The organism is Ruegeria sp. CDSA221, assembly GCF_059611825.1.
In genome coordinates, this window is the sequence record NZ_JBXWPK010000005.1 from 240,331 (window position 1) to 253,118 (window position 12,788).

The 12,788-nt window shown below is 57.4% G+C and carries 15 protein-coding genes and 1 other RNA gene; 5 read left to right on the forward strand and 11 right to left on the reverse strand.

The genetic code is table 11. The features are described 5' to 3' along the window. The first annotated feature begins 8 nt into the window (after positions 1-8). Entirely contained in the window at positions 9-1,298 is a 1,290-nt protein-coding gene (gene guaD / locus AC2FJ5_RS10135; RefSeq protein ID WP_496793359.1) for a guanine deaminase, read from the forward strand. On the opposite strand, the gene AC2FJ5_RS10140 is transcribed toward guaD, so the two are convergent. The 3 genes from AC2FJ5_RS10140 to AC2FJ5_RS10150 form a co-directional block, all read right to left on the reverse strand. Then, complete coding sequence (locus tag AC2FJ5_RS10140) at positions 1,295-2,629, reverse strand: 8-oxoguanine deaminase (protein WP_496793271.1); 1,335 nt, start codon at positions 2,627-2,629, stop codon at positions 1,295-1,297. The genes guaD and AC2FJ5_RS10140 overlap by 4 nt on opposite strands. Before the next feature lie 114 nt (positions 2,630-2,743). Beyond that, positions 2,744-3,535, reverse strand: coding sequence for a histidinol-phosphatase (hisN, locus tag AC2FJ5_RS10145; protein WP_496750247.1), 792 nt, complete (start codon positions 3,533-3,535; stop codon positions 2,744-2,746). Between the two features lie 44 nt (positions 3,536-3,579). Then, a complete protein-coding gene (locus tag AC2FJ5_RS10150) occupies positions 3,580-3,951 on the reverse strand; it encodes a helix-turn-helix domain-containing protein (protein WP_142636749.1) in 372 nt (123 codons plus the stop codon). A gap of 339 nt (positions 3,952-4,290) precedes the next feature. Between AC2FJ5_RS10150 and AC2FJ5_RS10155 the strand changes: the two genes are divergently transcribed. Next, positions 4,291-5,247 (forward strand): NADPH:quinone oxidoreductase family protein, encoded by a 957-nt coding sequence (locus tag AC2FJ5_RS10155; protein ID WP_496690951.1) that lies wholly within the window; start codon positions 4,291-4,293, stop codon positions 5,245-5,247. A 7-nt stretch (positions 5,248-5,254) separates the two neighbouring features. Here AC2FJ5_RS10155 and AC2FJ5_RS10160 read toward each other — a convergent pair whose 3' ends face one another. Continuing rightward, on the reverse strand, positions 5,255-6,136 hold the full coding sequence (locus AC2FJ5_RS10160; protein ID WP_142636745.1) for a LysR family transcriptional regulator: 882 nt from the start codon (positions 6,134-6,136) through the stop codon (positions 5,255-5,257). Between the two features lie 125 nt (positions 6,137-6,261). On the opposite strand from AC2FJ5_RS10160, the gene AC2FJ5_RS10165 reads away from it, so the two are divergent. Together AC2FJ5_RS10165 and AC2FJ5_RS10170 are read left to right on the forward strand one after the other, a co-directional pair. Beyond that, positions 6,262-6,471 (forward strand): DUF1127 domain-containing protein, encoded by a 210-nt coding sequence (locus AC2FJ5_RS10165; RefSeq protein ID WP_142636743.1) that lies wholly within the window; start codon positions 6,262-6,264, stop codon positions 6,469-6,471. A 181-nt stretch (positions 6,472-6,652) separates the two neighbouring features. After that, the gene (locus AC2FJ5_RS10170; RefSeq protein ID WP_496793273.1) at positions 6,653-7,429 is read left to right on the forward strand and encodes a Bax inhibitor-1/YccA family protein; all 777 of its coding nucleotides are present in this window, start codon (positions 6,653-6,655) and stop codon (positions 7,427-7,429) included. A gap of 157 nt (positions 7,430-7,586) precedes the next feature. On the opposite strand, the gene AC2FJ5_RS10175 is transcribed toward AC2FJ5_RS10170, so the two are convergent. The 7 genes from AC2FJ5_RS10175 to gatC form a co-directional block, all read right to left on the reverse strand. Beyond that, positions 7,587-8,093, reverse strand: a complete 507-nt coding sequence (locus AC2FJ5_RS10175) for a hypothetical protein (protein WP_496793274.1) — start codon at positions 8,091-8,093, stop codon at positions 7,587-7,589. Between the two features lie 228 nt (positions 8,094-8,321). Beyond that, a complete protein-coding gene (rpmG, locus tag AC2FJ5_RS10180) occupies positions 8,322-8,489 on the reverse strand; it encodes a 50S ribosomal protein L33 (protein ID WP_007799108.1) in 168 nt (55 codons plus the stop codon). A gap of 281 nt (positions 8,490-8,770) precedes the next feature. Next, positions 8,771-9,162, reverse strand: an RNA gene (rnpB, locus tag AC2FJ5_RS10185) — RNase P RNA component class A. A gap of 12 nt (positions 9,163-9,174) precedes the next feature. After that, positions 9,175-9,930, reverse strand: coding sequence for an N-acetylmuramoyl-L-alanine amidase (locus AC2FJ5_RS10190; RefSeq protein ID WP_496793360.1), 756 nt, complete (start codon positions 9,928-9,930; stop codon positions 9,175-9,177). After that, positions 9,881-10,573 carry a hypothetical protein gene (locus AC2FJ5_RS10195; RefSeq protein WP_496793275.1) on the reverse strand — a complete coding sequence of 231 codons (693 nt, stop codon included), beginning with the start codon at positions 10,571-10,573 and terminating at the stop codon, positions 9,881-9,883. The genes AC2FJ5_RS10190 and AC2FJ5_RS10195 overlap by 50 nt, the downstream gene beginning before the upstream one ends. A gap of 39 nt (positions 10,574-10,612) precedes the next feature. Next, the gene (gene gatA, locus AC2FJ5_RS10200) at positions 10,613-12,100 is read right to left on the reverse strand and encodes an Asp-tRNA(Asn)/Glu-tRNA(Gln) amidotransferase subunit GatA (RefSeq protein WP_496793277.1); all 1,488 of its coding nucleotides are present in this window, start codon (positions 12,098-12,100) and stop codon (positions 10,613-10,615) included. A gap of 3 nt (positions 12,101-12,103) precedes the next feature. Then, on the reverse strand, positions 12,104-12,391 hold the full coding sequence (gatC, locus tag AC2FJ5_RS10205) for an Asp-tRNA(Asn)/Glu-tRNA(Gln) amidotransferase subunit GatC (RefSeq protein WP_170562049.1): 288 nt from the start codon (positions 12,389-12,391) through the stop codon (positions 12,104-12,106). Positions 12,392-12,618: 227 nt separating this feature from the next. Between gatC and AC2FJ5_RS10210 the strand changes: the two genes are divergently transcribed. Beyond that, a complete protein-coding gene (locus AC2FJ5_RS10210; protein ID WP_496677714.1) occupies positions 12,619-12,777 on the forward strand; it encodes a hypothetical protein in 159 nt (52 codons plus the stop codon). The last annotated feature ends 11 nt before the right edge of the window (positions 12,778-12,788 follow it).

Consider the following 12,788-nt stretch of genomic DNA (forward strand, 5'->3'; position numbering starts at 1 on the left):
GAATGAGTATGGCGCAAAAAACGCTGCTGAAAGGGCGTGTCCTGAGTTTCACTGGCACCCCGTTCGAGGGCGAACCGACCGAGGCTGTCAAAATCAGCGAAGCGGTTCTGATCGAAAACGGTCGGATTTCCAGCGTATCGGATGCCGACAGTCTGCACAATGCCCACCCCGAGGCAAAAGTCGTGGATCATGGTCAGCACGTGATCCTTGCAGGATTTGTTGATGCGCATGTGCATTATCCGCAGACCGCCATGATCGCCAGTTGGGGCAAACGCCTGATCGACTGGCTGAACACCTATACCTTTCCTGAAGAGATGAAATTCGGCGATGCAGCCTATGCCGCTGAGATTGCCAACAGGTATCTGGACCTGACAGCGGCACATGGCACCACCACGATGTGCAGCTATTGCACCATCCATCCCGAGAGTGTTGATGCCTTTTTCATTGCGGCCAAACAACGCGGTCAACGTGTGGTTGCGGGCAAAACCTGCATGGATCGCAACGCACCCGATGGCCTGAGAGATACCGTGCAAACTGCCTATGACCAATCCCAGATTTTGCTTGAGAAATGGCACGGGGTCGACCGCCTGTCCTATGCGATTACGCCGCGTTTCTCACCCACCTCCACACCCGAACAGTTAGAGGCCATGGGCGCATTATGGGCAGAGCATCCCCATTGCCTGATGCAAACCCATCTCAGCGAACAGACTGATGAAATTGCCTGGGTACGCGACCTGTTCCCCGACGCCCGCGATTATCTGGACACCTATGAAAAGTTCGGCCTGCTTGGTCCCAACGGCCTGTATGGCCACGTCATCCACCTTGAGGCACGTGAACGCGACCGACTGCGTGAGGTCGACGCTGCGTTGATCCATTGTCCGACCTCAAACACCTTTATCGGGTCAGGCCTGTTCGACATGGCAGGGTTGATGCGCGACGGACACCGGGTTGGTCTGGCAACGGATACTGGTGGCGGTTCAAGTTTCTCGATGCTGCGCACGATGGCATCGGCCTATGAGATCGGACAGCTGCGCGGAACCCCGCTGCACGCCGCGCAACTGCTGTGGCTGGGCACCGTAGGGTCGGCCCGAACGCTGAGGCTGGACGACAGCATCGGCAATATCGCCCCGGGGATGGAGGCCGACCTGATCGTGCTCGATCTCGCCTCCACCCCGGCCATAGCTCAGCGCGAGGCCTGCGCCGATGACCTGTGGGAGGCCATCTTTCCCACCATCATGATGGGCGATGACAGAGCGATCGCCGAGGTATGGATCGCAGGTAAACCTGTCAGGACCTAGGATTGCAAGGCAAGGGCCAATCGGTTCTGCCGTTCAATCACCCGGGGCAGATCCAGCGTTGCGATCTGCCCGTCCCGCACGATCTGACGGCCTTCGACAAACAGGTGCTTTACCCTCGTCGGACCGGCAAGCAACAGGGCTGCCGGATCCCAACTGCCCGCGCTTTCGATGCCGCGCGTATCCCAAATGGCTATATCGGCACGCTTTCCGACAGCCAGACGGCCGCAATCAGGTCGGTTCAAGACATCCGCCCCACCCCGCGTGGCAATTTCAAGCGCCTCGCGAGAGGACATGGCATCGGCACCGCTGGCGACACGCTGCAACAACATGGCCTGCCGCGCCTCGAGGATCAGATTGCCACTGTCATTGCTGGCCGACCCATCGACGCCAAGACCCACAGGCACGCCACTATCTCGCATCGACCTTACCGGTGCTATCCCCGAGCCCAACCGGCAGTTCGAACAGGGACAGTGGGCCACGCCAGTCCGGGACCGGGCAAATAGATCAATCTCTGCCCCGTCCAGTTTCACGCAATGGGCGTGCCAAACGTCTGACCCGGTCCATCCCAAATCCTCGGCATATTGACCAGGACGGCACCCGAATTGTTCCTGAGAATAGGCGATATCCTCGTCATTTTCGGCCAGATGTGTGTGCAGCATTACGCCTTTGTCACGGGCCAGAATGGCCGTGTCACGCATCAAGTCACGACTGACAGAGAACGGTGAGCAAGGTGCCAGCCCGACCCGACACATTGCACCCTCTGACGGGTCATGAAAGGCGTCGACCACACGCATCATGTCCTCGAGAATGGCTGCTTCGGCCTCGACAAGTGAATCCGGCGGCAAGCCACCATCACTTTCACCAATACTCATGGCACCGCGTGTTGGGTGGAACCGCAGGCCAACCTCGGCAGCCGCAGCAATAGTGTCATCCAGACGCGCACCGTTCGGATATAGATACAAGTGGTCGGAACTGAGCGTGCATCCCGTCAACGCCAGCTCGGCTAAACCGATCTGGGCGGATACGAACATCTCTTCGGGGCCAAATCGCGACCAGATCGGATAGAGCGTTTTCAGCCATCCGAACAAAAGCGCATCCTGCCCGCCAGGCACGGCGCGGGTCAGGGTCTGGTACAGATGGTGGTGCGTGTTCACGAGGCCGGGCGTAACCACACATCCGCTTGCATCATGGATCTCAGCGCTCGCCTGCAACCCATGGCCAATCTGTTCAATCTGTCCATCTCGGATCAGAATATCCGCGCCAGAAAGCTCACCGCGCTGGTCATCCATGGTCAGGATCGTGTCTGCATTTTTGATGAGGATATCAGTCATCTTGCTCTCCTTGCATCGCCCGTTTCATGCATGGAGTGCAAAAGCTGGCGGAAAACGGGCACAAGAACCAGCCGGTTCAAGGCTAATCCGCTCGCCGGGTCGCCGCAACAGTTTTCAGAAGTTGCGCAGAATTTCCAGCGCAGCTGCGTGAATATCCGGGTTTGCCGCCGCCAGAGCCCGACCGCCATTATGGGCGGGGCCGCCTTGCCAGTCTGTGACGATACCGCCAGCCGCATGAATCACGGCGATTGGCGCCTGAATGTCATAGGCGTTCAGACCTGCTTCGATCACCAAATCCACCTGACCCGCTGCAAGCAGAGCATAAGCATAGCAATCCATCCCATAGCGGGTCAGGCGTACGTGCTGTGACACAGCCTCAAACCCGGCACGATCTTCCGACGCGCCGACCTCGGGGAAGGTCGTGAACAGAATTGCCTGGTCCAGAGAAGGTGTTGAACGGGTCTTCAGGGACATATCGCCCGTAGGACCATGGCTTCGCGCGATATCCGCCGAGCCGATGAAGCGTTCCCCGATATACGGCTGGTCGATGATCCCCATGATTGGCCCGTCCTGCGTGCTAAGCGCAATCAGAACCCCCCATGTCGGTGTCCCGCTGATAAACCCTCGGGTGCCGTCGATCGGATCCAGAACCCAGGTTCGGCCACTTTGCCCCTCGTGCTGCCCATATTCCTCGCCAAAGATTCCATCTTGGGGCCGATGTCGGGCCAAAACCGCGCGCATAGCTTTTTCAGCTGCGCGGTCGGCGACAGTGACCGGATCAAATCCCTGATCCAGCTTATTCGAAGTCTCAAGATTAGACTGCCTGAAAAAAGGAAGAATGGCCGCACGCGCCGCGTCGGCCATTTCTTCAGCTACTTCAAGATCACTCAGCGACATCTTATCCATACGCTACCCGTGCGTTCCGTCGGGATCAGAGTCAACCCGTGAAATCAGGCAACATCACTCAGAACGCGCGCAAGCTCGAACAGGCGGCGACGCTGGTTTTCCGGTATGGCATAGTAAGAGCGGACGAGATCCAGGGCCTCTTTGTCGCCCATAAGGTCTGCAGGTACCGATTTCTTATCCGAGCTTCCTTTCTCGACCTCTTCCAGGCCTTCAAAGAAGAAACTGACGGGAACATCCAATGCCTCGGCAATGTCCCAAAGACGAGACGCGCTGATTCGATTGGCACCGGTTTCATATTTCTGGATTTGCTGAAACTTGATACCAACTTGCTGTGCCAACTGCTGTTGGGTCATGCCAATCAGCCAGCGGCGATGCCTGACGCGTTTGCCCACATGGACATCGACGTGATGGGTCATTGGTACTATCCTCCCTTACACACACAACTGATACGGGTGCGCAACATGCTTTGTTACCGCAACATTAGCGAGCCCGACTTAACCACTCCCTAATTTGGAACATGCCCCCCAAATCAGCACCATAGCGCACTATTACGTTTTTTGGCGCTTTTTTCAAGAAGGTTGAATCTGATTCCACAAACAATGGTTTATAGTTGTGTTGTGAATACCGCGCACACGTTGACTCCAATCTGGAAACAATCACCTGATCAACACCGGATTAACGGGGTCTTCAGCAGGGTAACAGATTGACAAGACCACGACAGCACTGACCTATGCCCGAAAAGACGGAGCCAAATCATGCTGGCGTTTCATATCCAGACCAACGGGGCCAAGGCCCAGCTTTGCAATATTGACCCGCCAGAACCCGGCGACAGCCAGGTCTGCATTCAAATCAAAGCCTGCGGTTTGAATTTTGCGGATCTCCTTATGCAGAAGGGGACGTATCAGGACACCCCGGTGGCGCCCTTTTCCTTGGGCATGGAAGTCGCAGGGATTGTTCGCGAAATTGGAAACAATGTACGCCACCTGAACCCGGGTGACCGCGTCGCTGTCTATTCCGGCCAGGGCGGCCTTGCTGAATTCGGAGTGTTCGACGCCGATCGTGCAATCGCAATCCCTGACTCTATGAGCTTTGAAGACGCCGCCGCAATTCAGATCACATATGGCACCAGCCATATTGCTTTGGGTCATCGTGCGCGGCTCAGGCCCGGCGAAACCCTGCTGGTGACCGGTGCGGCAGGTGGCGTCGGCCTGACGGCGGTAGAGATCGGCAAGCTTATGGGCGCCACGGTTATTGCGCAGGCGCGCGGCAGTGAGAAACTCAAGGTGGCACAGAGGGCCGGGGCCGATCATCTGATCGACGCATCCGAAGATCTCCGCGCCCGTGTCCAGGCATTAGGAGGCGCGGATGTCGTATATGACGCGATCGGCGGCGATGTGTTTAAAGCCGCCTTTCGCGCAACCAACCCCGAAGGTCGCATCTTGCCCATTGGCTTTGCGGGCGGTGAGGTGCCGCAAATTCCGGCCAACCACCTACTGGTCAAGAACCTGACAGTCATCGGGCTCTACATCGGAGGCTACTTGAAGTTTCGACCTCAGATTGTGACGGACAGCTTTGAAACGCTGTTTCGCTGGCATAGCGAGGGCCGCATCAAACCGCATATCAGCCATGTTCTGCCCCTGTCCGAAGCCGAACGCGGACTGGCCATGCTGCGCGACAGGACGGCCACCGGGAAAGTCGTCATAACCCCCTGAGGGATGATCAACCGACAACGGCTTTGAGCGGCACCCCCCCAAGCAAACGAAAGTTCTGGCGCACCAGCGTCGCCAACGCCTCAACCACGGCCCCGCGGCCAGTTTCGCCGCCATACAGATTTATCATATGCGCGGGAAGCTCTGGCAGGACGCCACCCGAATCGATCTGGGCAAGATGTGCGGCCTCTGTCCCTTCGAGCATGGCATGAACCGCCAAATCGGCGCTGACCGTTGCCTCGATAGTACGGTCATTTTCGGTTTCCACCGAAAGCTCCCAGGGAATTCCAGCCGCGTCCAGCGCAGCAATGACCTGCGGCCTGAACAGACACCGACGCCCAAGCGCTAGCGGAATGGGGCGTTTTCGCCAGGCAGACCCGCCCGGCGCACCAATCCAGCGCAAAGGAAGCTCGGCAATCGTCTCGGCCCCTTGCCCCACTGTCGCCTCGGTCGTTAGGATCAAATCGCAGTCTCCGCGCTTAAACATATCCTTCAGTTGCAGCGAATAGGAGGAGATAAGCTGCACACGGACGCGTGGGAAATCCGCGTTGAACCGCTGCAGCACCCGGGGGATCGCCGGATAGACGATATCATGCGGCACACCAAGAACGACCTCGCCCTCATAGGCCTGATCCGTCAGCTTGGACATCACCTCGTCATTCAACGAGATCATGCGTCTGGCATAGGCCAAAAGCTGTTCGCCCGACGCTGTCAGCGCGATGGTTCTGCCACTTCGGTCCAGCAGCTCCAGACCTAAAAGCTCTTCCAACCGCTTTAGCTGCATCGATACGGCAGATTGTGTCAGGTGCAGGAAACCGGCTGCCCGCGTCACGCCACCCTGATCGGCAACTGCCACAAAGGAGCGGAGAGTGGTGATGTCCAGATTTCGCATCTTCACGATTCCTTATGGATGTGTTCAATAATATTCATTTTCAAAATGTGTCACAGCCCTCCATATAAATCAAGGAAGTTGATGCAATAGGCACAACACATCAGCAAAACCGAAAGGACAAGGCTATGACGCAAATCACAGCTTCAACATATTGCAAGCCACGGCAGCGCTTTAAGCTCACTTCTGTTCTGGATGCGCTATCGCTACGGCGCCAACGCTGTCAGCTCGCCAGATTGGACGACCGCGCCCTTCTCGATATCGGCATTACCCGTGAAGAGGCCGAAGCCGAAGCAAAACGCCGCATATGGGATGCTCCGGAATTCTGGCAAAAATGAACCTAATCCACTACTTTTACCACTGAATGGCGGCTGACACCTCGAAGCCGCCATTTTTGTTGCGTGTTTTAGCCTGTTTCCCGCGTTAAACCCTTGAAACACAGCCCGCACTTGCCGATATTTGCGAGGAGCGCGGCCTGACATCGGGACGCAAAAAGAATATGTGGAGGGAGACCTTTTAATGGCACAATTTGACACGATCCGGACGGCGACCGGTACGCGCGCTGCCCAGATTGACGAGGGCCTGCGCGCCCATATGAACAAAGTCTACGGCACAATGTCCGTGGGTATGCTGATTACATTCATGGCGGCTTGGGCCATTGCTGGCCTAGCGACCACAACCGACCCTTCGGCGGCTGCGGCACAGCTGAGCTCTGACAAATATCTGACGTCGCTTGGGTATTCGCTGTTCGCCTCGCCGTTGCGCTGGGTCATCATGTTTGCCCCGCTGGCCTTTGTCTTTGGCTTCAGCGCCAGCATCAACCGCCTGTCGGCTGCAACGGCACAAACAGTGTTCTACCTGTTTGCTGCAGTCATGGGCGTTTCGATCAGCTGGATTTTCCTGGTCTTCACCGGCGAGTCGATCATTCAGGTCTTCCTGATCACCTCAATCGCTTTCGCGGGGCTTTCCCTGTACGGCTACACGACCAAGAAAGACCTGTCCGCAATGGGCACCTTCCTGATCATGGGTGTGATCGGGCTGATCGTTGCCTCGGTCGTGAACATCTTCCTGGCCTCGTCTGCAATGACGTTCGCGATTTCGGTTCTGGGTGTTCTGATCTTCGCCGGTCTGACCGCCTATGACACCCAGAAGATCAAAACCACCTACTTGCAGATGGCACATACCGGCGATCAGGAATGGCTGGGCAAAGCAGCCATCATGGGCGCGCTGAGCCTGTATCTGGACTTTATCAACATGTTCATGTTCCTGCTGCAGTTGTTTGGAAGCCGTGAATAGTCCGGACCACCAACCATTTTGAAAATGTCAAAGGCGGGCCGATTGGTCCGCCTTTGTTCTTTCTGGTTAGCGCACTGGCTTTAGGCTCAAATGCCGCAACAAAAAAGGCCTCTCATCCTGACGATAAGAGGCCCTTCAATTCCACAGTAATATGAATCTAGCTGCAGTTCAACTGAACAGCAAATCCGGAACTGCGCTTTTCTGAACCTTTGCGATAAACGTCGCCGACAGGCAAGCAGCCAGTGAATTGTTCAGCGCCAGTACCAAAGTTTGCACCAATCGTATTCGGAACCCTGGTGCGGCTATTTTCAGTACGCACGACGCCGAAAAGCGTTCCGTTCACTTCAACAGTGCTCAGGAACAGGTTTGTATCTGAGCCGGAAACGACTACTGCGCTGGTATCGCTGCGCGCGCCATTTTCTATTGCAACACGTGCAATTTTACCCGGATCGGTCTCGCCCGTTGAAACTCGGACCGGGGGCAGTTCTGCCAACTCTGCCGGAACATTGGTGGACTCTGGAACAAACGCCGCCGCACCCGGCACTTCGCTGATGCTCCGCGGCTCACCATCAATGCCCGTAAAGCCAACACCCTCGCGGTTATAGGGGTCTTCACAGGCTGCGAGAGCCAGAATAGTTGCTGTGGATAACAAGATTTTTTTCATGACGGCCAACATTTTGGAACGATTAGCTCAAGCGTAGTTGCAATACATTCCAAAAAGCAACCCAGCGGGCAAACGAATGCCTCGGCTGCTGATGCTTAGCTGCAACGGCCTCCAAGCGCGCTCCGGCTGCCTTGAGCCGATAGATTCAGGTATGAAACATCGTCGCGCAAACGAAAAAGGCCCTGTCGAAACAGGACCCTTGTCATTCTGTCCAAGCAGGACGGCAGATTACTTGATCTTGCCTTCCTTGTACTCGACATGCTTCCGAACGACCGGATCGTATTTACGAACGGTCATTTTCTCGGTCATGGTGCGCGCGTTCTTTTTGGTCACATAGAAGTGGCCCGTGCCCGCGGTCGAGTTCAGACGGATCTTGATTGTCGTCGGCTTCGCCATGGTTATCTCCTGCGTCCGAAAAGGCAGGGGCCTTTCGGTTGAATTCCTATGAGCGTGCGCTTTTACCCGGTCATGCAGCCGAGTCAACCTGAATTCGGGTAGATCGGCGCAGATTTCATCAAAACACAAGATCGTCCCTGCACCCAGCTTATCGCAGACCTTAACGCGGCCATTTCGGCCACAAGGGATGCCAGCTCAGCAGCCACAGCAAGACCTGTATCAAAGGATGACTCCAGCCGTGACCCACCTGCGGAACAACGCGATTCGTCTTAGCAATATTAACGCGCGGAGGGCCTGTAAGCCGGATCTTGTTCCAGGGTTGCCCCCTTCGATGACCATTCCTCTAGGCCGTGCATTGCTGCATGGCTCAAGCTGCCAACCCGGTCCCTCTCGGCCAAGACGCACTTAGCGGCGGTATCGGCGGACGCCGACCTGCCCGCGTGGGGACCCTATTTGGCATTGCTCCCGGTGGGGCTTGCCGTGCCACCCCTGTTGCCAGGGGCGCGGTGGGCTCTTACCCCACCGTTTCACCCTTACCATGCACGCATGGCGGTCTGATTTCTGTGGCGCTTTCCGTCGGGTTGCCCCGCCCGGGCGTTACCCGGCACCGTTGTCTTGTGGAGTCCGGACTTTCCTCTCGGGCTTACGCCCCAGCAGCCATCCGGCCCTCCGCGCAAAGACCCGACTAAACTTCTGCTCGGATACCGTCAAGATGTTCCATGAACCCTGCCAATCTTTCGATATCACCCATATCCTCCTTGGAAAGCGGGCCGCGCCGCACCGGAGAAAACCGGCTTCTGAACGCTTTCAGTAAATCCTCGGTGCTGGCCTCTGGATAGCCTACTCTCATCGCAATAGATGCGAAGTGTTTCTCATCTGGAGGCATTTGATCCAGGCAAATACCCTTGAGGACAGTAGGCCCTACGGCCAACCCAAGATGCGCAAGGCGATCCCAATCGAACTTGGAACCAGGATCAAGTTTTCGCTGGGGGGCCAAATCCGAATGGCCGATAACATTCCATGGTTGGATTCCCAGACGGTCTTGAATATCCGATAACAAGTTCTCCAAAGCAGCCATTTGCGGCTCCGAAAACGGAACCAGCCCAGTGTTATCCAGTTCTATCCCAATCGAACGCGAATTGATATCGGTTCGCCCGCGCCACTCCCCTGCCCCGGCGTGCCAGGCCCGGTCCTCTTCGCGTACCAATTGCCAAAGCGTGCCATCGGAACCGATCAGGTAGTGCGCAGAGACTTCGAAGGCCGGGTCACACAAGCGATCCAGCGCAGCCTGCGCGCTGTCCATTGCTGTGTAGTGGAGAACCACCAAAGACGGCGTCAGCCCATCCCGGCGATCTCCGAAATTGGGGGATGGGTGCCAGATGGGCTTTGGATCAGTTGTTGACGGCACTGCGGAACGGGCTGGGATCCCAGCCGCAAGCATATCCGTCGCCATCAGGGTCAAGCCCCTTGCGGTCCTTCTGGGGACCGCCATTTGACAGGAACTCGATCTGCGCCTGGTCCGCCGATGGGAATTTCGCGCAATTCCGCTGTGCCTTGGCCTGCAGGTTGAACCCCGCACGGCTGTAAAGCTGGGCACCGACCGGATTGGATGTGCTCAGCGCGTATTGGACGATGTTTGGCTGACCATCCGCTCCGCGTTGCGGAACCGCGGTTGGGGCGACAACCTCATAGGTTTGGCTGTTCTGTTCGATTCGAGCAGCATCGGTTTCGATACTGCGACGTTCAGAAACCGCAGCAAAATCCTGTTCGTCAGAGATGCCGCTGTTGCTCGCAGTCGGCACCGATGCTGAAGCGGCGGTCGCCTGCGTCGAGGTGCTTGCAAGCGCTGCAGCAGTGGCCGTGGCCAGGTCAGCGCCATCCGCGCCGGATGTGGGCGAGCCCAAGGGTTGCTGCGAGACCTCATAAGGTTCCGGCAGAGGGCTTCCGGTGCCGCCCTGCCCTGCCAGCTCAGCTTCTCTTTGCGCCTGATAAGTCGGGGTGTTGAACCCTGTACCCTGAACCGGGGCCACCGTGTTACAGGCGGCCATCAACCCGATTGCGGGGATCAGAATCGAAAAGCGCATCCAGCTGCTCCGTTCTACGTTGTCTTATTGATCTGAGGATTACCACCATTTCCCCGGCTTGGCCACAAAGCCCGCAGCGCTTTCCAGCGCATAGGCCGTGTTCAGCAAATCGCCTTCGTCCCATGGACGGCCAATCAGCTGCAGACCAAGCGGCAAACCCTGAGAATCAAGACCCGCAGGAACCGAAATACCCGGCAAACCAGCAAGGTTGACCGTCACGGTAAAGACGTCGTTCAGATACATCTGAACCGGATCCGCCTCGGTCATTTCACCCAGACCGAACGACGCCGACGGCGTGGCCGGGGTCAGGATGGCGTCGACACCGGCGGCGAAGACGTCCTCGAAATCTTTCTTGATCAACGTGCGGACCTTGCGGGCGCGGTTGTAATAGGCGTCATAGAAACCCGCCGACAGAACATATGTCCCGACCATCACGCGGCGCTGCACCTCGTGCCCGAAGCCTTCGGCGCGGGTCTTTTCGTACATCTCTGTGATGCCGTCGCCCTGCCCTATCTTCGCGCGGCGGCCATAGCGGACACCATCATAACGCGCGAGGTTCGAGGACGCCTCGGCGGGCGCAATCACGTAATAGGCGGGCAGCGCGTATTTGGTATGCGGCAGCGAGATGTCGACGATCTCGGCCCCTGCGTCCTTCAGCATCGCCGCGCCATCTGCCCAGAGTTTTTCGATCTCGGCGGGCATGCCGTCCATCCGGTATTCCTTGGGGATACCGATCTTCTTGCCCTTGATGTCGCCGGTCAGCATAGCCTCGAAATTCGGGACGGCCAACTCGGCGCTGGTGGAATCCTTGGGGTCATGACCGCACATGGTTTCCAGCATGATCGCCGCGTCGCGGACATTCTTGGTCATCGGCCCGGCCTGATCCAGTGAGGATGCAAAGGCCACGATGCCCCAGCGCGAACACCGGCCGTAGGTCGGCTTGATGCCAGTAATCCCGACAAAAGCCGCTGGTTGACGGATCGAGCCGCCAGTATCGGTGCCAGTGGCGGCCAGACACAGATCAGCCGACACCGCCGAAGCCGATCCGCCGGAGGACCCGCCCGGTGTCAGCTGTGCGTCGTCATTGCCACGGCGCCACGGGCTAACCGCATTGCCATAGACCGAAGTTTCGTTGCTGCTGCCCATGGCGAATTCATCCATGTTCAGCTTGCCCAGCATCACGGCACCGGCGTCGGCCAGTTGCTGCGAAACGGTGGATTCATATTCCGGCTTGAAGCCTTCCAGAATCTTCGAGGCCGCCTGCGAGGGCACGCCCTTGGTGCAGAACAGATCCTTGATGCCGATCGGCAGACCGCACATCGACGGGGCATCCCCTGCTTTGATCCGCGTATCCGCAGCCTTGGCGCGTTCCAGCGCAAGCTCTGGCGTTTTGTGGACAAAAGCGTTCAGCGCATCGGCGGCATCAATGGCGGTCAAGCAGGCTTCGGTAAGCTCAACCGAGGTGACATCACCGGCACGCAGCGCGTCGCGGGCCTCGGCCAGGCCCAGTTTGTTCAGTTCGCTCATGTCTTACTCCACCACTTTGGGGACTGCGAAGAAACCCTCGCGTGCGTCGGGGGCATTGGCCAGAACCTTGTCCTGCTGGCTGCCGTCGGTGACCACATCCTCGCGGCGCTTCAGGCGCATCGGTTCGACCGAAACCATCGGCTCGACACCGTCGACATCCACTTCATTCAACTGTTCGATGAACCCAAGAATGGTGTTGAACTCGGATGCCAGCGCAGGCAGCGCGTCATCCTCGACCTTGATCCGGGCCAGTTTGGCCACCTTTGCGGCGGTGCTTTGGTCAATCGACATCGGAAAACCTCATATGCGTCAGGGGGCATTTACCTGTCTGATGCCTCGGTCGCAAGGGTAGCAGGCGGTTGTTCTGCCCCTTCTATGCAAGGAGGTGGCTTAGCCATACAAAAATGCATAGCGCCTATGCACAAAAGTAAACCAATTAGTTCAGAATTCGCCTTGAAAAAGTGAACTGCGCCGTTCACTTCTTACAGCATGGCACAGCCACTAACTGGAGTAAGATGATGAAAACGCTCATGACCGCATTTGTGTTGGCCACTACTGTTCTTGCTGCGCAAGCTCAGGCATTCGGACCCACCATGGGTTCGCTAACCCGCGACCTGTCTTTCCCCGATCAGGTTTCCGAACCAGTTACACAGGACAAAACGAAGCTGGGTAACTGACGCCACAACTT